We start from the raw sequence: 23,138 nt of genomic DNA on the forward strand, positions 1-23,138 counted from the left end.
AGACGCGCCCCGTCACGGGACAGCGCGTCTCGCTCCGCACCGTCCCCCATGCCAAGAGAGTGCGAGGCGCGAAGCACCTCGTGCAGTGACTGGGCGTCAGACACTACGGCCCAGGCCACGACGGCCTTCCGGAAGTCCGTCAGCTCCCTCTGGTCCGCACCCGTCACCTGATATGCCTGAAGCATCCCCAACGCAGGGCCACCGGCACCGCCGACATGACGGAACCCGCGCGAATCGTGAGCGAGCTGATACGCCCCGCCGCGGTAGCCCTGACCACGCTCCGGGCCGGCCGGAGCGATCGTCCCCGGCCCCATCCGGCTGAGCGAGGTGGGCGATGCGCCATGTACCGCACGGAAGAACGCATCCACCAGCCCCCTGAGCCCGCGCAGCGAGGCGACGAAGCCCAGAACCGACTGTCCAGACCCGGCTCCCGGGTGGTCCGGCGGGAAGAACGCCAGACCAGCACCGCGCACACCGTACCGCTGCACCAGGAAGTAATAGAGCCGCTTGACCGCCTTCTTGGCGGCGGCGACAGCTACCTCGTCTTCCATCAACGCCCGGGCAAGCTCCGCCTCGAACTCCACGCTCCGCTGCTGCCACTCACGGTCTGCATAGAGCGGCCAGAACCGCACACTCTCCAACGAACCGGCCGGCCGCCACCCCGTCACCGACCACGGTTGAGCAGCACTCCGGTCGCCCCCGACAGGGAGCGACGCCGGGCCCACCGCGAACGTTCCATTAGGGCTGGCGACAGCCCAGGTCGTCGGGCGCCCCTCGGAGTCCGGCAGCAGGTGAACCAGCGGGGCCTTATCACCATCCTGCGGAGTGACGGCCACCGGTCCGGTGTTCTGATAGACCCACAGTCCCGTGCCGTCCGCCAGGGCTCTCAGCCGGCCTTCCAGCAGCCGCGCACCGTCCTCGGTCAAAGGCGTTGCGGGCTGGCAGGACAGGATCACCAGATCACGGAACCCAGCCTCGAACAGAGTGCCGGACCCTCCCAACAGGCTCACGACCCATGGAACGTCCACCGAACTCGTTCCACCACCGACAAGGGCGGCGGAGAACCCACCACTGGGGTGACCATGCGCGGCAAAGAAGAACGTCCCGCTTCCCGATACAGGCATCGTCGCCCGCGCCGCAACGTCCTCACCGCCCGGACCCCGGCTCCACTGCCAGTACTCACCCACCTCCTGAAGACGTGCATACGCCTGCGCACGCAACGACCAGTCATACCCCGAGAACGAAGCCACACCGATCGTGCGCGCGCCCGCGCCGATGCTGTGCACCACCCGCCCCGAACCAGCCCCTCCCCCACCCGGCCACACCGAACCGGTACGCCGTGCAGAACCAGAGTCTCCACTCCCAAGGGCAGACCGGTCAGACCACTTCTCACGCCACCACGTACGGATTTTGTGTGGTCCCTGACTTGTCGGGAACAGCGCTTCCTTATCCGCCGGCTCCAGCCGCCTCCCGTCCTCCCCTGAGCGTGCGTCAGCGGTCGCTGGCGCGCTGCTGCCGGGACTGGAGGAGGGCGAGGCTGTCCCCAGCGTCTGGGAGACGGTCTCCACCGGCGCCGGTGCGTCTGGGTGGCTGCCGGTCGTGTTGGCTGTGGTGTTGTCCTGGGTGTCGAGGCGGTGGTCGCGGAGGACGGGTCCTGAGGTGGTGGCGGTTTCGATTTGCCGGAGGTAGTCCTCGGACAGGGCGGTCACGCTGCCGGCGGGTCCGCCGGCCATGATCCCGGTCTCATCCGCCTTGCTGCGATGGTTGCGGAACAGTGCCGTGGGGTCGAAGTACCGGTCGGTGACCCCGGTGTAGTGCAGGACCTCGTGGAGCAGGGTGTTGTCGTCCTCGGCCCGGTTCTCAGCCCGGTCCTCGGCGGTGGCGTCGTCGAGGTGGAGGTGGAAGTGCAGCTGGTCGGAGTCTCCCGGCTGCTTGGTCAGGGTCACTTCGACGGCCTGCCTGTGCTCCGGAGCCAGGACGACCTCAGCGGTGACGTGGAGCTGATCGCCTGAGACCGGGAGCAGGAAGCCGATGTTGACGCGCTGGTCCAGCAGCTCGTTAATGCGCCGACCAAGCCACTCCACGGTTCCGGGACCGGTACCCTCGCCCAGTTTGAGGGGCAAGATGACCGACGCCTCCCGCACCCATCGGCCGCCCTTTGCCTGGATCCGCCGGATCTCGGCGCGTACCAGTGTGGACCGGCCGGCCAGCAGACCAGACCGCCCGTCCTCGCGCGCCGACGGATCGGGAGTGGAACCGGGGTCGAAGATCTCAGTATTCAGCAGGGCAGGTACGGCCCCCCCACGCCGGTCCCACCACTCCTCAGGAAGGATGGGCTTGTCCGAGACAACAGCCGACACCAGCTTCTTGCTGCCTGAGGAGCCAGATACCGGCGCGCCCGACGCCAGGCGGTCAGGCTCGTGCGTCTGGGTGGATACGGTGCGCAGGCGGACGGGTGTCTGCCACTCGCCCAGCCAGTCGATTTCTCGACGGCCTTCACGCGCGGGGGTGTCGAAGTCGAGAAGGCGACGGGCCGCATCCGGCAGTTCGACTCGGTGCTCTCCGTCCCCGTCCAGCCTCCTGAGTGTGATCGTGGAGACCTGCGAGGCCAACTCCGGCCGCTGGGCGAGCAACATGAGCGCTGCTTCCCAGATCAGGTCCCGTTGCGGGTGTCCCTTCAGCGCAGCTTCCACCTGAGTGACATGCAGGTCACCGTCACGGTTGAACAGGTCACGCACGAGTGCCTGTATCGCCATCTGGGCAGTCCGAAGCGTTTCCGCCCGAGGAACGAGCGATTCACGTTCCCGGGGCGCCAAAGGCCCCACCCAACTCGCGGCGTGTTCATTAGATGCGCCCAGCATGCCGGGCAATTCGCTGTGCCGGAGTCGCAGGCGTCCGGCGATAGACCTGAGGAGGTACGGCCCCGTTCGATGCATAACGGAATTCCGGCGCACCCTACCGTCGGGCGTCAGGAAGACGCGAGGCTGCACCCAGGTAAGGTCGTCCATCAAGCTGGTCTGCGGCTGGCTATAACGTTGCCGAATCTCATCCAGATAGATGCGGGCAATAGGGTGACCCTTAGGCACCACCCACATATCGTTTCCAACGCCGACAAATGTACCTGTGTCCCATTCGCTGTTCAGGGCGAATCCGGGAATCGAGTTGGCCGACTGGATTGCCGCATCCAGGTTTTCGAGTTTGACGTCGCCGTCGAAGTATACGCCACCGAACCGGTGGAGGATTTCCATGCGGAGGATGTCGCTCGCCGCCGCGTAACCGGGGCCTGTCTGCTTGAAGGTTTCGTTCAGGTAGAACTGGAAGGTCGCGCTGTCCCCCATGGGTGATTCTTCGTCGAGCACCTCGTTGTTCAATACCTCCATGGGGTGCACGAGGGCGATGTTGTTTTCCTGTGCCCATGCGAGCATGTCCCGGATCTCGGACAGCTCGGCGGAGTCCGCGCTGGACGAGGTTGCCTTGACCTGCTCGAACTTGGCGCGTGACACATCGGTCCACAGAACCGACCGGGCCCCTGTCCCGTGGCCTCTGGACCGCTCCGCCAGATTCTCGCGGAAAGCTTGCTGGCTTCCGGTGTTCCGCAGGGGGCCGCCGAGCCAGATCGAGTGGATCACTCGTGGCATCTGGGCGATGGCGGGGAGCTGCGGCAGATGCGGTCTGTCGGCCCACCACGCCTGCGTAGCCTGCGGCCACTCAGACCTTGTTTCGAGGTGTTTGGCCTTTGGCAGGGCGTCCGGCGCCATCTCACTGTGCGAGGGAGCCGGACCTGACCGTGCCATGTCGAGGAGGTTGAAGAAGGAAACCGACCGGCCATCGGTGAGAGCGGTGTGGTCATGCCCGGCCAGGAAAGGCGGAGGCGGCGTCGGCCGGCGCAGGCCGAACAGGTCCGGCCCCAGCAACTCCGTCCCGGACAACGGCTGCCCTGTGGCCCCGGACGCGACAGCGGAAGCCCGGAGATCCTCCAGCAGCTCCGCCGCCCGGGTGTACGCCGGGCCCTGACTCTGGTGCGGAAGGCCGCCCACAGGGCCAGAAGCTCCACTCTCAGGGCCAGACCGGTCAGACCGGATCGCACGCCACCACGTACGGAATTTGTGTGGCGCCTGACTCGTCGGGAACAGCCCCCCGACCACCCCTGACCCTGCGCCAGCGGTCACGGGCTCACCACTGCCGGCGCTGGAGAAGGGCGAGGCTGTCCCCAGCGTCCAGAAGACGTTCTCCACCGGCGCCGGTGTCCGGGAGACGGTCGCTGCCTCCTGCGGCGGCGCGTTCCAGTACGCCGGAGCAGGCCACGACGGCATCTCCCTGAGGAGGTAATGACCGTACGGGCGGGTCTCGCGCCTGACGATCTGGAACGCCGTCCCTGGAGGATAGAGGGCCTCCTTCTGGTCCGGATCAAGCGCGAAGGGAGCGATCTCCTTCGCGGTGGAGTTCAGCACACGCACCAGCGCTGGGTGGCCGTCGCCCCCAAGCAGGATTTTTACACGCATGAATTGGAGTGCTACGTCCTGGTCGAGCGAGGTACTGCGGAACGATGTGGCAAACCAGGTGCTGGAGGTCAGCAACGGACTGTCTGGGGGAACCTGGCCGATCTGGCCAGGCGGGTGACTGCCAAACCACACCGTCGAATTGACCGGCGGCAGCAGATCAAGTGCCTCGGCGGCCATCGCGACATGTACCGGCAACTGCTCGCTGAGGCGTTCGGTTATCTCACGCAAGATACGGCTAATGACGGGAGAGTCCTCCGAGCTGGCCAAGCCGTCTGCCAACTGCGTGAATCCCGGATCGTTTTCCAGCAGGAGCGGCATCGATTCGTATTTGTGATGCGCATGGATCAGGGCCAGTTGCCGGATCTTGCGCCGAAGCATCCACCGTCCTGCCGCCTCTCCAAGCCGGCCGCCATTGATGTGCGCCTTGAACAGCTGGAAGTCGAGGTCGGAATAGAGGAAAAGCGCCGTCAGATGCGCGGGTTGCAACGCACGCAGTGCCTTCCGCCCCACATCCCCGTAGGTGTCCAGCCACTCGATGGCTGACTTCCGCCGACCCTTTAGTGGGTCTGGCTGCCCGGACGCCGCCAGTTCCAGCTCACGGGCTATGGTCTCCGGCACGTCTATGGTCGCTGACCGTGAATATTTCGCGTCGCTGTCTCGCGCCTTGAACTGGTACCGGCTGTGGTAGAGCTGGTGATGAGGAATCCCCAGATCAGCACCGGTTGGCATGAGGTGTGCGGCAGCCCACAGATGCAGACGCGCCCCGTCACGGGACAACGCGTCTCGCTCCGCACCGTCCCCCATGCCAAGCGAGTGCGAGGCGCGAAGCACCTCGTGCAGTGACTGGGCGTCAGACACCATGGCCCAGGCCACGACGGCCTTCCGGAAGTCCGTCAGCTCCCTCTGGTCCGCACCCGTCACCTGATATGCCTGAAGCATCCCCAACGCAGGGCCACCGGCACCGCCGACATGACGGAACCCGCGCGAATCGTGAGCGAGCTGATACGCCCCGCCGCGGTAGCCCTGACCACGCTCCGGCCCGGCCGGAGCGATCGTCCCCGGCACCATCCGGCTGAGCGAGGTGGGCGATGCGCCATGAACCGCACGGAAGAACGCATCCACCAGCCCCCTGAGCCCGGGCAGCGAGGCGGCGAAGCCCAGAACCGACTGTCCAGACCCGGCTCCCGGGTGGTCCGGCGGGAAGAACGCCAGATCAGCACCGCGCACACCGTACCGCTGCACCAGGAAGTAATAGAGCTGCTCGACCGCCTTCTTGGCGGCGGCGACGGCTACCTCGTCTTCCATCAACGCCCGGGCAAGCTCCGCCTCGAACTCCACGCTCCGCTGCTGCCACTCACGGTCTGCATAGAGCGGCCAGAACCGCACACTCTCCAACGAACCGGCCGGCCGCCACCCCGTCACCGACCACGGTTGAGCAGCACTCCGGTCGCCCCCGACAGGGAGCGGAGGCACCAGCGACGCCGGGGCCAACGCGAACGTTCCATCAGGGCTGGCGACAGCCCAGGTCGTCGGGCGCCCCTCGGAGTCCGGCAGCAGGTGAACCAGCGGGGCCTTATCACCATCCTGCGGAGTGACGGCCACCGGTCCGGTGTTCTGATAGACGTGCAGTCCCGTGCCGTCCGCCAGGGCTCTCAGCCGGCCTTCCAGCAGCCGCGCACCGTCCTCGGTCAAAGGCGTTGCGGGCTGGCAGGACAGGATCACCAGATCACGGAACCCAGCCTCGAACAGAGTGCCGGACCCTCCCAACACGCTCACGACCCATGGAACGTCCACCGAACTCGTTCCACCATCGGCAAGGGCGGCGGAGAACCCACCACTGGGGTGACCATGCGCGGCGAAGAAGAACGTCCCGCTTCCCGATACAGGCATCGTCGCCCGCGCCGCAACGTCCTCACCGCCCGGACCCCGGCTCCACTGCGCGTACTCACCCACCTCCTGAAGACGTGCATACGCCTGCGCACGCAACGACCAGTCATACCCCGAGAACGAAGCCACACCGATCGTGCGCGCGCCCGCGCCGAAGCTGTGCACCACCCGCCCCGAACCAGCCCCTCCCCCACCCGGCCACACCGAACCGGTACGCCGTGCAGAACCAGAGTCTCCACTCCCAAGGGCAGACCGGAAGGACGAGGCTGTCTGCGTCCGGTCGATGTTCCAGTGCTCCGCTCCCGGATAGACCGGCTGTGAGGCCATGCCCGAGGGGTGGAGCACCCGCCACGACGTGGGCCGCCCGCCACTGTCCTCCAGCAGCGGGCCACGGTCCTCGCGGTCCCCTGCCGAACCTGGCGAGTTCCAGCCGCCTTCCGGGAACTCGGCAGCGGGGACGCCGGTCGACCCCGAGGGTCTATCAGCGGTCGTGGGCTCACCGCTGCCGGGGCTGGAGGAGGGCGAGGCTGTCTCCAGCAAGCGCAGCCGGACGGGTGTCCACCACTCGCCCAGCCAGTCGATTTCTCGACGGCCTTCACGCGCGGGGGTGTCGAAGTCGAGAAGGCGACGGGCCGCATCCGGCAGTTCGACTCGGTGCTCTCCGTCCCCGTCCAGCCTCCTGAGTGTGATCGTGGAGACCTGCGAGGCCAACTCCGGCCGCTGGGCGAGAAACGTGAGCGCTGCTTCCCAGATCAGGTCCCGTTGCGGGTGCTCTTTCAGCGCAGCTTCCACCTGAGTGACGTGCAGGTCGCCGTCACGGTTGAACAGGTCACGCACGAGTGCCTGCGTCGCCATCTGGGCAGTCCGAAGCGTTTCCGCCCGCGGGACGAACATCTTCCGTTCCCGAGGCGCCGACGGCTCAAGCCAGGACAGGCCGGAGCCTTTAAGCCAGTCCATGTCGTCGATGGACGGCAGATCTCGAGCTTCGATGCGCAATTTTTCGATGATGCGTTCGAAATTATCCGGGCCCGTCCGCCCTATTACGGAATTCCGATGCACCATACCTTCAGGAGTGGCGAAGTAAGCTATAGGCGCTACTACGAAATAGCCCATCAGGTCGAATTGACGCCTGGCATATGCTTTCTTGATTTCATCCAAGTAGATACGGGCAATCGGATGACCCTTCGGCGCCACCCACGCATCATTGTTGTATCCGACATTCTCATCGTCTTGCACTATATCTGTAGCGAATCCCTGTAGCGAGTTGGCGGACTCTATCACCTGATCCAAGGAGTCAGTCAGTCTGACATCGCCGTCGAGGTATACGCCACCGAACCGGTGGAGAATTTCCATGCGGAGGATGTCGCTCGCCGCCGCGTACCCGAGTCCTATCTGCTTGATCATTTCGGCCCGGTAGAACTCGTGCAGATACATCGGTGATCCGGCATGGAACACCTCGTCGACATTCACCAGGGCGATGTAGTTTTTTTGTGCCCATGTGAGCATGTCCTGGACTTCGGCCAGCTCAGCGGTGTCGACATGGGACGGGTCATCCTTGACCTGCTCGAACATGGCGCGAGGCACATCGGTCCACAGAACCGATCGCGCCGTCTTCCCATGAAGACGCACCCTATCCGTCAAACTTTGCCGGAACGCCCCCTGTTTACCGGCATTCCGCAGAGGACCGCCGAGCCAGATCGAGTGGATCACTCGTGGCATCTGGGCGATGGCGGGGAGCTGCGGCTCATCCGGCCTGTCGGCCCACCACGCCTGCGTAGCCTGCGGCCACTCAGCCTCTGTTTCGAGGCGTTCAGCCCGTGGCAGGGCGTCCGCCGCCATCTCCCCGTGCAAGGGAGCGGGACCTGACCGCGCCATGTCGAGGAGGCTGAAGAAGGAAACCGACCGGCCATCGGTGAGAGCGGTGTGGTCATGCCCTGCCAGGAAGGGCGGATGCGGCACTGGGCGGCGCAGGCCGAACAGGTCCGGCCCCAGCAGCTCCGTCCCGGACAACGGCTGCCCTGCGGCCCCGGACGCGACAGCGGAAGCCCGGAGATCCTCCAGCAGTTCCACTGCCCGGGTGTACGCCAGGCCCTGACTCTCGTGCGGAAGGCCGCCCACAGGGCCAGAAACTCCACTCCCAAGGCGAGGCGGGTCAGACCGCTTCTCATGTCCTGAGCGTGCGTCAGCGGTCGCTGGCGCGCTGCTGCCGGGACTGGAGGAGGGCGAGGCTGTCCCCAGCGTCTGGGAGACGGTCTCCACCGGCGCCGGTGCGTCTGGGTGGCTGCCGGTCGTGTTGGCTGTGGTGTTGTCCTGGGTGTCGAGGCGGTGGTCGCGGAGGACGGGTCCTGAGGTGGTGGCGGTTTCGATTTGCCGGAGGTAGTCCTCGGACAGGGCGGTCACGCTGCCGGCGGGTCCGCCGGCCATGATCCCGGTCTCATCCGCCTTGCTGCGATGGTTGCGGAACAGTGCCGTGGGGTCGAAGTACCGGTCGGTGACCCCGGTGTAGTGCAGGACCTCGTGGAGCAGGGTGTTGTCGTCCTCGGCCCGGTTCTCAGCCCGGTCCTCGGCGGTGGCGTCGTCGAGGTGGAGGTGGAAGTGCAGCTGGTCGGAGTCTCCCGGCTGCTTGGTCAGGGTCACTTCGACGGCCTGCCTGTGCTCCGGAGCCAGGACGACCTCGGCGGTGACGTGGAGCTGATCGCCTGAGACCGGGAGCAGGAAGCCGATGTTGACGCGCTGGTCCAGCAGCTCGTTAATGCGCCGACCAAGCCACTCCACGGTTCCGGGACCGGTACCCTCGCCCAGTTTGAGGGGCAAGATGACCGACGCCTCCCGCACCCATCGGCCGCCCTTTGCCTGGATCCGCCGGATCTCGGCGCGTACCAGTGTGGACCGGCCGGCCAGCAGACCAGACCGCCCGTCCTCGCGCGCCGACGGATCGGGAGTGGAACCGGGGTCGAAGATCTCAGTATTCAGCAGGGCCGGTACGGCCCCCCCACGCCGGTCCCACCACTCCTCACGGAGGACGGGCTTGTCCGAGGGAACAGCCAACACCGACGTCTTGCTGCCTGAGGAGCCAGACTTCGGCGCACCCGACGCCTGGCGGTCGGGCTCCTCCGATTCGACGGTTAGCGAGGGCAGACGGACAGGTTCCCGCCACTCCCCCAACCAGAAGCCTGCACCTTCATCTTCTTCACCGGCGGGGGTGCCGAAGTCGAGAAGGGGAAGGGCCGCATCCGGGAGTTTGACCAGGTGCTCTCCCTCGTGATCCATCCTCTTGAGTGTGATCGTGGAGACCCGTTCGGCCAGTTCCGGCCGCTGGGCGAGGAAGGTGAGCGCCGCTTCCCAGATCAGGTCCCGCTGCGCGTGTTCTTTCAGCGCAGCTTCCACCTGAGTGACATGCAAGTCGCCCCCACGATTGAACAGATCACGCACGAGTGCCTGCGTCGCCATCTGGGCAGTCCGAAGCGTTTCAGCCCGCGAAACGAGCGATTCTCGTTCCCGGGGCGCCGAAGGTCGCAACCAACTCGCGGCGTATTGCGTGATTGCGCCATCCACGGGGGGAAAATCGAATTGACCGATTCCCAGTTTATCGGCGATAGATTCCAGGGCGCCCGGCCCCGTTCGACGCATAACGGAGTTCCGGTGCACCCGACCGAAGGCGTTGCGGAAAAAGCCCTCCCGCATCCCACTGAAATCGTCCATCAAGCTAGACTGCGGCTGGCTATAACGTTGCCGAATCTCATCCAGATAGATACGGGCAATAGGGTGCCCCTTGGGCGCCACCCACATATCATTTCCAACTGTCTGGCGGTGATATGAACTGTCCATGGCGAATCCGGGCAGCGAGTCGGCTGACCGGATTACCCTGTCCAGTGCCGTGTCCCGATCTCGGAGTTTGACGTCGCCGTCGAGGTAGATCCCGCCGAACCGGTGGATGATTTCCATGCGGAGGATGTCGCTTGCCGCGGCGTAGCCGGGGCCTGCCTGTTTGAAGATTTCGTTCCGGTAGAACTCGTGCAGGAGCATGGGTGATTCGGCGTGGAACACCTCGTCGACGTTCACGAGGGCGATCTTGTTTTTCTGTGCCCATGCGAGCATGTCCCGGATCTCGGCGAGGTCGGCGGAGTCCGCGCTGGACGAGGTTGCCTTGACCTGCTCGAACTTGGCGCGTGACACATCGGTCCACAGAACCGACCGGGCCCCTGTGCCGTGGACTTCGGACCGTACCGCCAGGTTCACGCGGAAAGCTTGCTGGGTGTCTGTGTCCCGCAGGGGGCCGCCCAGCCAGATCGAGTGGAACACTCGTGGCATCTGGGCCATCGCGGGAAGCTGCGGCAAATCCTTCCTGCCGGCCTCGGCCCACCACTCCCGCGTGGCCTGCGGCCACTCAGACCTTGTTTCGAGGTGTTTGGCCTTTGGCAGGGCGTCCGGCGCCATCTGACGGTGCGAGGGAGCGGGCTCTGACCGTGCCATGTCGAGGAGGTTGAAGAAGGAAACCGACCGGCCATCGGTGAGAGCGGTGTGGTCATGCCCGGCCAGGAAGGGCGGAGGCGGCGTCGGCCGGCGCAGGCCGAACAGGTCCGGCCCCAGCAACTCCGTCCCGGACAACGGCTGCCCTGTGGCCCCGGACGGGACAGCGGAAGCCCGGAGATCCTCCAGCAGCTCCGCTGCCCGGGTGTACGCCGGGCCCTGGCTCTGGTGCGGAAGGCCGCCCACAGGGCCAGAAGCTCCACTCTCGGGGCGAGACCGGTCAGACCGGATCGCACGCCACCACGTACGGAGTTTGTGTGGTCCCTGACTCGTCGGGAACAGCACCTCCTCATCCGCCGACTCCAACAGCCCCCCAACCACCCCTGACCATGCGCCAGCGGTCACGGGCTCACCACTGCCGGGACTGGAGGAGGGCGAGGCTGTCCCCAGCGTCTGGGAGACGGTCTCCACCGGCGCCGGTGCGTCTGGGTGGCTGCCGGTCGTGTTGGCTGTGGTGTTGTCCTGGGTGTCGAGGCGGTGGTCGCGGAGGACGGGTCCTGAGGTGGTGGCGGTTTCGATTTGCCGGAGGTAGTCCTCGGACAGGGCGGTCACGCTGCCGGCGGGTCCGCCGGCCATGATCCCGGTCTCATCCGCCTTGCTGCGATGGTTGCGGAACAGTGCCGTGGGGTCGAAGTACCGGTCGGTGACCCCGGTGTAGTGCAGGACCTCGTGGAGCAGGGTGTTGTCGTCCTCGGCCCGGTTCTCAGCCCGGTCCTCGGCGGTGGCGTCGTCGAGGTGGAGGTGGAAGTGCAGCTGGTCGGAGTCTCCCGGCTGCTTGGTCAGGGTCACTTCGACGGCCTGCCTGTGCTCCGGAGCCAGGACGACCTCGGCGGTGACGTGGAGCTGATCGCCTGAGACCGGGAGCAGGAAGCCGATGTTGACGCGCTGGTCCAGCAGCTCGTTAATGCGCCGACCAAGCCACTCCACGGTTCCGGGACCGGTACCCTCGCCCAGTTTGAGGGGCAAGATGACCGACGCCTCCCGCACCCATCGGCCGCCCTTTGCCTGGATCCGCCGGATCTCGGCGCGTACCAGTGTGGACCGGCCGGCCAGCAGACCAGACCGCCCGTCCTCGCGCGCCGACGGATCGGGAGTGGAACCGGGGTCGAAGATCTCAGTATTCAGCAGGGCCGGTACGGCCCCCCCACGCCGGTCCCACCACTCCTCACGGAGGACGGGCTTGTCCGAGGGAACAGCCAACACCGACGTCTTGCTGCCTGAGGAGCCAGACTTCGGCGCACCCGACGCCTGGCGGTCGGGCTCCTCCGATTCGACGGTTAGCGAGGGCAGACGGACAGGTTCCCGCCACTCCCCCAACCAGAAGCCTGCACCTTCATCTTCTTCACCGGCGGGGGTGCCGAAGTCGAGAAGGGGAAGGGCCGCATCCGGGAGTTTGACCAGGTGCTCTCCCTCGTGATCCATCCTCTTGAGTGTGATCGTGGAGACCCGTTCGGCCAGTTCCGGCCGCTGGGCGAGGAAGGTGAGCGCCGCTTCCCAGATCAGGTCCCGCTGCGCGTGTTCTTTCAGCGCAGCTTCCACCTGAGTGACATGCAAGTCGCCCCCACGATTGAACAGATCACGCACGAGTGCCTGCGTCGCCATCTGGGCAGTCCGAAGCGTTTCAGCCCGCGAAACGAGCGATTCTCGTTCCCGGGGCGCCGAAGGTCGCAACCAACTCGCGGCGTATTGCGTGATTGCGCCATCCACGGGGGGAAAATCGAATTGACCGATTCCCAGTTTATCGGCGATAGATTCCAGGGCGCCCGGCCCCGTTCGACGCATAACGGAGTTCCGGTGCACCCGACCGAAGGCGTTGCGGAAAAAGCCCTCCCGCATCCCACTGAAATCGTCCATCAAGCTAGACTGCGGCTGGCTATAACGTTGCCGAATCTCATCCAGATAGATACGGGCAATAGGGTGCCCCTTGGGCGCCACCCACATATCATTTCCAACTGTCTGGCGGTGATATGAACTGTCCATGGCGAATCCGGGCAGCGAGTCGGCTGACCGGATTACCCTGTCCAGTGCCGTGTCCCGATCTCGGAGTTTGACGTCGCCGTCGAGGTAGATCCCGCCGAACCGGTGGATGATTTCCATGCGGAGGATGTCGCTTGCCGCGGCGTAGCCGGGGCCTGCCTGTTTGAAGATTTCGTTCCGGTAGAACTCGTGCAGGAGCATGGGTGATTCGGCGTGGAACACCTCGTCGACGTTCACGAGGGCGATCTTGTTTTTCTGTGCCCATGCGAGCATGTCCCGGATCTCGGCGAGGTCGGCGGAGTCCGCGCTGGACGAGGTTGCCTTGACCTGCTCGAACTTGGCGCGTGACACATCGGTCCACAGAACCGACCGGGCCCCTGTGCCGTGGACTTCGGACCGTACCGCCAGGTTCACGCGGAAAGCTTGCTGGGTGTCTGTGTCCCGCAGGGGGCCGCCCAGCCAGATCGAGTGGAACACTCGTGGCATCTGGGCCATCGCGGGAAGCTGCGGCAAATCCTTCCTGCCGGCCTCGGCCCACCACTCCCGCGTGGCCTGCGGCCACTCAGACCTTGTTTCGAGGTGTTTGGCCTTTGGCAGGGCGTCCGGCGCCATCTGACGGTGCGAGGGAGCGGGCTCTGACCGTGCCATGTCGAGGAGGTTGAAGAAGGAAACCGACCGGCCATCGGTGAGAGCGGTGTGGTCATGCCCGGCCAGGAAGGGCGGAGGCGGCGTCGGCCGGCGCAGGCCGAACAGGTCCGGCCCCAGCAACTCCGTCCCGGACAACGGCTGCCCTGTGGCCCCGGACGGGACAGCGGAAGCCCGGAGATCCTCCAGCAGCTCCGCTGCCCGGGTGTACGCCGGGCCCTGGCTCTGGTGCGGAAGGCCGCCCACAGGGCCAGAAGCTCCACTCTCGGGGCGAGACCGGTCAGACCGGATCGCACGCCACCACGTACGGAGTTTGTGTGGCGCCTGACTCGTCGGGAACAGCACCTCCTCATCCGCCGACTCCAGCAGCCCCCCGACCACCCTTGAGCGTGCGCCAGCGGTCATGGTCTCACCACTGCCGGCGCTGGGGGAGGAAGAGGGCGTCTCCGGTGTCCGGGAGATGGTCGCTGTCTCGTGCGACGGCGCGTTCCAGTACGCCGGAGCAGGCCGCGACGGCATCTCAGTGAGGGTGTAAAGGCCGTACGGGCGGTACAGATCGGTTCGGATCTCGCGCTTGACGATCTGGAACGCCGCCCCCGGAGGGTAGAGGGCCTCCTTCTCCTGCGGGCTATACGCGAAGGGAGCGATCTCCTTGGCGGTGGAGTTCAGCACACGCACCAGCGCTTGGTGGCCGTTGCCGCTTTTTGCGATCATGAAGCCGTCTGCTATTCGCTGGTCGAGCGAGGTACTGCGGAACGATGTGGCAAGCCAGGTGTTGGAGATCAGCGATGGACTGTCTGGGGGAACCTGGCCGATCTGGCCAGGCGGGTGACTGCCGAACCACACTGTCGAATTGACCGGCGGCAGCAGATCAAGTGCCTCGGCGGCCATCGCGACATGTACCGGCAACTGCTCGCCCAGGCGTTCGGCGATCTCACGCACGATACGGCTCAGGTCCAGGGCGAGTTCGGGCGTAGAACCCCACGCCAAGTTGGCCAAGGCCTCTGTCAACTGCGTGAATCCCGGATCGTTTTCCAGGAGGAGCGGCATCGCTCCGCCTCCGTCACGCGCATGGGTCAGGGCCAGTTGCCGGAGCTTGCGCCGAAGCATCCACCGTCCTGCCGCCTCTCCAAGCCGGCCGCCATTGATGTGCGCCTTGAACAGCTGGAAGTCGGCGTTGGAATAGAGGAAAAGCGCCGTCAGATGCGCGGGTTGCAACGCACGCAGTGCCTTCCGCCCCACATCCCCGTAGGTGTCAAGCCACTCGCGGGCCGCCTTCAGCCGAATCGATGGCGAGGCGGGGAGTGGCTGCCCGGACGCCGCCAGTTCCAGCTCACGGGCTATGGTCTCCGGCACGTCTATGGTCGCTGACCGTGAATATTTCGCGTCGCCGTCATCCACAGTGAACTGGTACCGGCTGTGGTAGAGCTGGTGATGAGGAATCCCCAGATCAGCACCGGTTGGCATGAGGTGTGCGGCAGCCCACAGATGCAGACGCGCCCCGTCACGGGACAACGCGTCTCGCTCCGCACCGTCCCCCATGCCAAGCGAGTGCGAGGCGCGAAGCACCTCGTGCAGTGACTGGGCGTCAGACACCATGGCCCAGGCCACGACGGCCTTCCGGAAGTCCGTCAGCTCCCTCTGGTCCGCACCCGTCACCTGATATGCCTGAAGCATCCCCAACGCAGGGCCACCGGCACCGCCGACATGACGGAACCCGCGCGAATCGTGAGCGAGCTGATACGCCCCGCCGCGGTAGCCCTGACCACGCTCCGGGCCGGCCGGAGCGATCGTCCCCGGCACCATCCGGCTGAGCGAGGTGGGCGATGCGCCATGTACCGCACGGAAGAACGCATCCACCAGCCCCCTGAGCCCGGGCAGCGAGGCGGCGAAGCCCAGAACCGACTGTCCAGACCCGGCTCCCGGGTGGTCCGGCGGGAAGAACGCCAGATCAGCACCGCGCACACCGTACCGCTGCACCAGGAAGTAATAGAGCTGCTCGACCGCCTTCTTGGCGGCGGCGACGGCTACCTCGTCTTCCATCAACGCCCGGGCAAGCTCCGCCTCGAACTCCACGCTCCGCTGCTGCCACTCACGGTCTGCATAGAGCGGCCAGAACCGCACACTCTCCAACGAACCGGCCGGCCGCCACCCCGTCACCGACCACGGTTGAGCAGCACTCCGGTCGCCCCCGACAGGGAGCGGAGGCACCAGCGACGCCGGGGCCAACGCGAACGTTCCATCAGGGCTGGCGACAGCCCAGGTCGTCGGGCGCCCCTCGGAGTCCGGCAGCAGGTGAACCAGCGGGTCCTTATCACCATCCTGCGGAGTGACGGCCACCGGTCCGGTGTTCTGATAGACGTGCAGTCCCGTGCCGTCCGCCAGGGCTCTCAGCCGGCCTTCCAGCAGCCGCGCACCGTCCTCGGTCAAAGGCGTTGCGGGCTGGCAGGACAGGATCACCAGATCACGGAACCCAGCCTCGAACAGAGTGCCGGACCCTCCCAACACGCTCACGACCCATGGAACGTCCACCGAACTCGTTCCACCATCGGCAAGGGCGGCGGAGAACCCACCACTGGGGTGACCATGCGCGGCGAAGAAGAACGTCCCGCTTCCCGATACAGGCATCGTCGCCCGCGCCGCAACGTCCTCACCGCCCGGACCCCGGCTCCACTGCGCGTACTCACCCACCTCCTGAAGACGTGCATACGCCTGCGCACGCAACGACCAGTCATACCCAGAGAACGAAGCCACACCGATCGTGCGCGCGCCCGCGCCGATGCTGTGCACCACCCGCCCCGAACCAGCCCCTCCCCCACCCGGCCACACCGAACCGGTACGCCGTGCAGAACCAGAGTCTCCACTCCCAAGGGCAGACCGGAAGGACGAGGCTGTCTGCGTCCGGTCGATGTTCCAGTGCTCCGCTCCCGGATAGACCGGCTGTGAGGCCATGCCCGAGGGGTGGAGCACCCGCCACGACGTGGGCCGCCCGCCACTGTCTTCCAGCAGCGGGCCACGGTCCTCGCGGTCCGCCGCCGAACCTGACGAGTTCCAGCCGCCTTCCGGGAACTCGGCAGCAGGGACGCCAGTCGGCCCGGAGGGCTCGGCCCCGCTCCGGGCCCCGGTTCCGGTGCCAGTCTCATGCGGCTCCGTGTTCCAGTCCTCTGCACCCGGATAGATCGGCTGCGAGGCCGTGCCTGAGGGGCGTACCACCCGCCAGGACGTGGGCCGACCGTCGCTGTCCTCCAGCAGGTGCACGACGGCGGGTTCCGGCGCGGGGGCGGTGACCGCGACGCGGCCCGTCGTTTCGTACACCGGCAGGCGTGAAGCACCGGCGATCCGGTGTAGCCGGACACCTGAGGCAAAGGGCACCCCGCTGCCCGATGCAGGCGCCTCGTTGCAGGCGAGCACCATGATGCTGGTGAAACCAAACTCGGCGGCGTTGCCGATGAGTTCGCTGACGAACGTGCCGTCGTCTACCTTCGTGCCGCCCCTGCCCATCGCCAGCTCAAAGCCCTGCGGGGCACCGTGCGAGGCGAAGTAGAAGGTCCGCCCCGGGTCGGTGGGCAGCGGCAGTTCGATCGCGGACTGCCTGCCGCTTATCGGATCCCTGCTCCACTGCTGGTAGTGGGTCACGGCGGGCAGCTTCTGGTAGGTGGCCTCGCGTCGGACCCAGTCCCGGGTGTTGAACGACGCCTTGCCCACGACCCTGCCGCCCCAGAGGATGTCGTGGAGCTGGACGTCGGCGTGCCAGGCGGGCCTGGTGGACCGACGCGAGGCCTTGCGCCGTGGGGGCAGCGGCCCGGTGTCCGGTGCCTGCGGGACGGGTTCAACTTCCTGGACCGTGATGTGCTCGTACCGCTGTCGCGTCTCCGCATCGTGCCGCACCTGCCGGTCCAGGACGCGGAAGACAGCCTCGTCGGGGTAGCGGGCCTCCCGGCGAGCGGGGTTACGGGAGAACACCGAGACGTCGCGGGCCGAGGATTCGACCACCTCGACCAGCACCGGATGGCTTCCGTCCGGGGCTTGGGCCATCTCCACGCGCATGGCCGCGAGGGCGTGGGGCTCGGTGAACCTCGCCAAGTGGAACTGGGGCACCGTGATCTCGTGGAGTCCGACGGAAGGCTGGTCATCCAGCGGTCCCGACGCCGTCATGTGCCACCACATGGGGGCCCCCACCGGCGGCAGCAGCCCCAGTGCCTCGGCGGCCATGCCGCGGTGCTCCGGGGTCTGCTGGTATAGCCGGTTCGCCAGCTTGTCGGTGCGGGCCAGCAGCGCCCGTCGGGTTTCTTCCGTTTGCGCCACCCGGTCGCGGACCCTCGCGGGGAGGGTCTGCAGCCTGTCCACCAGCGCGCGAGTGGTGTCATCGCCCAGCAGAAGCAGCGGGAACTGGACCTCGCCGTCTACAGCGGCATTGACGACGGCGCGGACCTCCTGCCGGAGCTCAGCGGTGACCTGCGCGGGGGACCGGTTGGCCATGAATCGCTGGCCAAGCAGGCGGGCGTCCTGGTCGCCGAACAGGTAGAGCGCGAGGACGTGTGGGGGACTCAGTCGGTCCAGCGGAGAGCCCTTGTGGCGCCGTTTCCAGTCGTCCAGGGCCTTCTGACGCGCGTCCCACGTGGCGTGGGCCACGCGCGGATCGGCGGTCCGGGGGGTGGGGAGCACGTTGCCGGTCTCGGACAGGTGCTCATCGCCTCTGTGGAGCGCGGTCCAGATGCCGTAGGGCACCGAGCCGTCCCCGCTGACCTCAGGGGTGAGCCAGCGCCTGTGGTTGAAGTAGTGCGAGTGGTGGGGCAGAAGCAGCAGCCTCCGCAAGGACGCGGGGGCGTCCTCACGCGGGGCCAACTTGGTATCGGCCCACTCGTACAGGTGGGTGGCGTCGCCGAACATGACGGTGTGCTCGACGACGTCGCCCATCCCGGCCTCGTGTGAGGCTTCCAGGACTTCGAAGAGGGTGTTGAAATTGTCGGGGAGCAGCCAGGCGAGGACCGCCTGGCGGAACGCGGGCATGTCCGCGGCCTGGACGCCCGGGACGGCGCGGTACCGCAGCAACATCTCCTTGGCAAGGTGCGCCTGGTCGTTGACGACGAGGATGCCCGCGGAGCGCACCTCGTGGAAGTCCGGGCTCGACTTGTCTACGGGCCGGGACCGCGGAACGGGATCCCGCATGAGGGCGTAGTCGAGCGCCGACATCAACTCCACCAGGTTGGCGGCAGAGTTCGCGTCCAGCAGCCGCTCCATCGCCGTCCGATAGTCGGACGCCGCAGGATGGGTGGGCGGGAAGAACCGCCTGGCGCTGCCGTGGTGGCCGTGCTGGGTCACCTCGTGGTCGTAGACGCGGGTCACGGCCTGCCGAGCGGCGGCGATCACCGAGGGTTTCTCGGCCAGCGCCCGGCCGAGCGCGTCCTCGTACGAGCGGGTCAGCTCCTCCCACCGCTTGGTGCCGTAGAAGGCGCGGAACCTGGCTGCCTGTCCGGAGAAGTCATGGACGGCAGAGCGGGCAGCAGCATCAAGTGCCGTCCATTTACGCGGTTCGAACGGAACCCAGGTGGGCGTAGGATTGCCCGGCTGAGTGTATAGGAAGAGCTCCAGCTGGCCCGGAGCAAAATGGATCCCCGAGTCAGTTTCCGGGGCGTAGGCACCGTGGCTGCTGCGGTCAGCAACGGCCTGGCCCACCCGTTCGGCCCGCGCAACCTGCCCCCCCGAAGAGCAGGAATGCAGCACCAGCCGTGTAGTCGCGGGCACGCGAAGGCCATCGAGCACCCGCCCGAGGTAGTAGCCGACCTGCTCCGGGGCAACGATCTTCGTGCCGTAGCGCGACATCACCCGCATGTTGCGCTGCGAGCCGTGCGAGGTCCACAGGAACACGCTCTCGCCGAGCCAGGGCACGGGTTGCGGGCCTACCAGCGCGGAGGTCTTGTCGTCCTCGACCATGTAGGTGCTGTTCTCGAAGAACCGGGGCAAAAACTTCTTGCGTCCGACTAGCCAGTCCCGACCGTTGTGACTGGACACCCCGATCTGCCGGCCGTCTTTGTCGATAACGGGTCGGGTGATGATCTCGCGGTTCCACGCTTTGCGCGACAGTTTCGGCTTGCGCTCCCTGAGCCTAATGTGCACGTACCGGCGGCCGGTCGTGCCATCCACTCGGATCTTCCGTTCCTTGACGCGGAACTCACTCTTCTCCGGGTAGAGCGCCTGCCTCTCCCCAGGATCACGGGCGAACATGGCGATGTCCCGCGCGGTCGACTCCAGGACCTCCCACAGCACCGGATAGCCGGTCAGCTTCGTCGGGGCGAGCGCGGCGTCGAGCGCCGATCGGGCGTTGAGCGTCACCGGGTGAAGCGGTGCCCGGGTGATGGTCTGCTCAGGCTGACCCACCGCTGTGTCGCCCTCCATCGGGCCGTTCTCCATACTTACCCACCAGGTGCGGGCTAGCACCGGGGGCAGCTGCTCGACCGCCTCCATCGCCATGTCGCGGTGCTCGCGCAGCTCCTGTGCGAGCCCTTCGACCAGTTCGGCCGCTCGGTCGGCGAGTTGGGCATGCACGTCGCTCAGCCGGGCGTCGCGGTCAGGCGCGGAATCGGACACGGTCCTGGCCAAGTCACCCAGTGCCCGGAAGGTCGCGTCCCGCAGGAATAGCAGTGGTAGGGAGAAGCGCAGGTCACCGAAGTTGAATGCCTGAGCGACGAGAGAACGGGCAAGCCGACGCCGCCACAGCAAGCTCTCCGCATCACCCGTGACGGGCGCGTTGAGCAGAAGGACATCGGAACCGCTGGCCAGGTAGAGCGCGGGCACGAGCTCGACTTTGACGTTGAAAACCAACTGCTGGTCTCGGTGGCGCAGCAGCCAGGCACGCCATGCCTGCCTGCGCTGGCCCCCTGTCACCTCCGCGGGTGTGTCCGGGGACGCCTCGTCGAACTGCGGGTAGTTGTCAACGGCCCCATACAGGCCGTACAGGCTCTTGATCGTCCTAAGCGCTGAGCCGTCATGTGTGAGCTGTGGGGTGAGCCAGGTCGTTCGCTCGGCGTAGAGCCGTCGGTGCGGCTGCCACAAGTCCTGCCAAAGGTCCCCGTGCTTCCCGGTCCCGCTTGTCCGTCCAGCAATGGATGGCCGGTCGAGCGGGGCGAAGAACGCGGCGGCCCAGCCGTAGAGGCGCGAAGCGTCGATGACCTCCGGATCAGGCTCCGTTGCATCGCGCACGCCTACCCGCTGGGAAGCCTGGAGGATCTCCACGAGCGAGTAGGTGCCGGCGGGCAGTAGCCACCCGAGCAGCGCATCGCGGAACGGCATCGGGTCCTCGTCAGGAGCGATGCTCTGGTGGACCTGCAGCAGCCACTCGGCCAGCGGGGAGGACCCGTGGACGATCCGGAAGCCACGATTGCGCGTCATGACTTGGTGCCAGTCGCCGGTTCTCGGTACAAGCGTCGGCTCCAGCGGCAGGCCCTTGGTGTTCAAGCTCGGGTCGGCAGCCCACAACCGGCTGAGCGTGTTTGGCGTGGTCGGGTTGGCGTAGGCGGCTTGGTGGAAAGCGGTCATCAGCTCTGCCAGGCTCGCTCCGCCCTTGTCATCGACGAGCCGGGCCAGGGATTCGGGCGGGTTGGGGACGTTCCCAAAGAACGCGCTCGGGGCGCTCGGGCCCACCAGGCTGCTGAGGTACCGGTGCAGGTACCTGACAGCTTTCCTGGCCGCATCGATGACGGCCGGGTCCGCGGCCAGCACCTCGCCCAGGGCGTTCTCGTGTCGGCGGCTGAGCTCTTCCCAACGAGGGTCGCCGTACATGTTCGACAGCCTCGGCGGGTGACGCTCAAGCGACTCAGCTGCAGTGATCGGCGCGGTGCGCCGGGGCGCGTTCCAGTCTTCAGGGGCCGGGTAGAGCGGGGCTTCCATTCTGTCGCGGGAGTGGGCGGCAGCGCTCTCCTGGACGACGTCGGGCTGGCTGGGGAGGACGGCAGTCTCTGATGTGCCTTCAGCCGCGTTGAGTTGCGCGGGCTGCGGGCGAGCGGGAGCGGCGGAACTCTTCCCAGCCTCAGGGTCGCGGGCAGCTTCATCCCCGGGAGCGGCAGGTTCCGGGGAGGTCCGGTCACGTCCGTTCCGCGGGTGGAACACCAGCCAAGAGCTGGCTTGGCCCTCGTCATCCTCGAGGAGGTGGATCCGCCGCTGCCCGGTGTGGGGGTCCTCAAAGAAAGCGAACTCTCCAGTCGGGGCGTAAACCGCCAGGCCGGTCTCGTCAGCCACATGCTGAGCCGGCGCGGCCTGAGCGACGGAATCGACGCCCTCGTGCGTCCTGCCTGTGCTGCAGGCGATCAGGACGATGCTGTTGAAGCCACTCATCTGGCCTCTGCGCTCGGCAAGTTCGCGCCCGCGCTGCGCACCGTCGACCCGCAGAAGATTGCCGCTGACCGTGGCCAGACCAAAGCCCGTCGCGGAGCCGTGAGAGCCCACGAAGTAGGAGGAGCCCCACTGCGCGGGGAGCGGCTGCTGGCTGGAGACCTCTTCCCCGTCTGCGTTCCTGCTCCACTGGGTGTAGTGGGTCTGCTCTGCCAGATGACCGTAGGTGTTCCTTCGGATTGACCAATCCTCAGCTTTGTACGAGGCATCTCCCATCCGCCTGCCCGTGGCGTCGACGATGGGGAGGACCAGCACTTCACTGCCCCGGCCGCTGGTCTTCCCTGTCAGATGACCGTAGGTGTTCTTTTCGATGGACCAGTCCTCGGCTTTGTACGAGGCATCTCCCATCCGCCTGCCGGTGGCGTCGACGATGGGCCGGACCAGCACAGCGCTGTCCCGATGACCTCCGTCTTCGGGCTTCGAGCCGGCCGGCTCCTGGCCGGGGAGCCCGATCTGCTCCCACACATGCTCATCTGGGAACTTGCCATCGATGGCGACGTACTTGCGCAGCTCGTCCTCTGAGAGCGGGGCCACTTGCCAGTAGCGTCCCCAGTTGTCGTGGTAGTTGAGTTCCGGAGATTCCGGCGTGCCGTTCTCGGCCAGTGCGTCGAAGACCAGTTGAGCGCCGCGCATCACTTCGTGGAAGGTGTGGTGTCGCATGGCCAGCATCGAGCCGAGCAGCGCCAGGCGGACGAGACCGAGGTCCACGTCGACCCCCCACTGCTCCCGCATGGCGGCCGCCTGGAGCAGAGGCCGGTATGTCGAGCTCGACGTACCGGCGGCCACCAGTGCGCCGGAAGACTGGGCGGCCTTGTGGAAGGCACCCCCCATCGGCAATTCAAAACGCCGCGATCCCGACTTCCATGCGACAGAGTCCCCCTGGACCAGCCGCCGCTCTGCCTCGCTCAAAGGCGGCCGGACACGGTCCACCGGGATGCTCGTTAGCAGTCTCGCCTTGGCCTCGGCCAGCCGCGCCTTCTTCTGATCGTCTGGCAGGTCCGACGCCTCGATCTGCGCGTTCACCGTCCGGCGCCAACGCGTCATCTCATGTGTACGGCGCTGGCTGCGCTCGGTCTCGATTGCTCGCGGGTCCCTATGGCTGAGCCCGAGGACCTCGTGGATGAGCTCCCATCCGTTGAACAAGATCGCTATGCGCTCCCGCAGATTTCCTGCGTAGACGACCTGCTCCAACGCGTCCAAATCCCGGCC

1 protein-coding gene (only partly in view) is annotated in these 23,138 nt (G+C 66.6%); it reads right to left on the reverse strand.

The whole window is internal to a glycosyltransferase gene (locus tag OHB49_RS43115; protein ID WP_329167035.1) on the reverse strand: the coding sequence, 90,060 nt in all, runs 35,221 nt past the left edge and 31,701 nt past the right edge, and what appears here is coding positions 31,702–54,839 (codon 10,568, complete, through codon 18,280, partial); the first complete codon in reading order (the gene reads right to left) occupies positions 23,136–23,138. Both codon boundaries (start and stop) fall beyond the window edges.

Origin of the sequence: Streptomyces sp. NBC_01717, assembly GCF_036248255.1 — a bacterium.
In the GTDB taxonomy this organism is placed as follows: Bacteria; Actinomycetota; Actinomycetes; order Streptomycetales; family Streptomycetaceae; genus Streptomyces.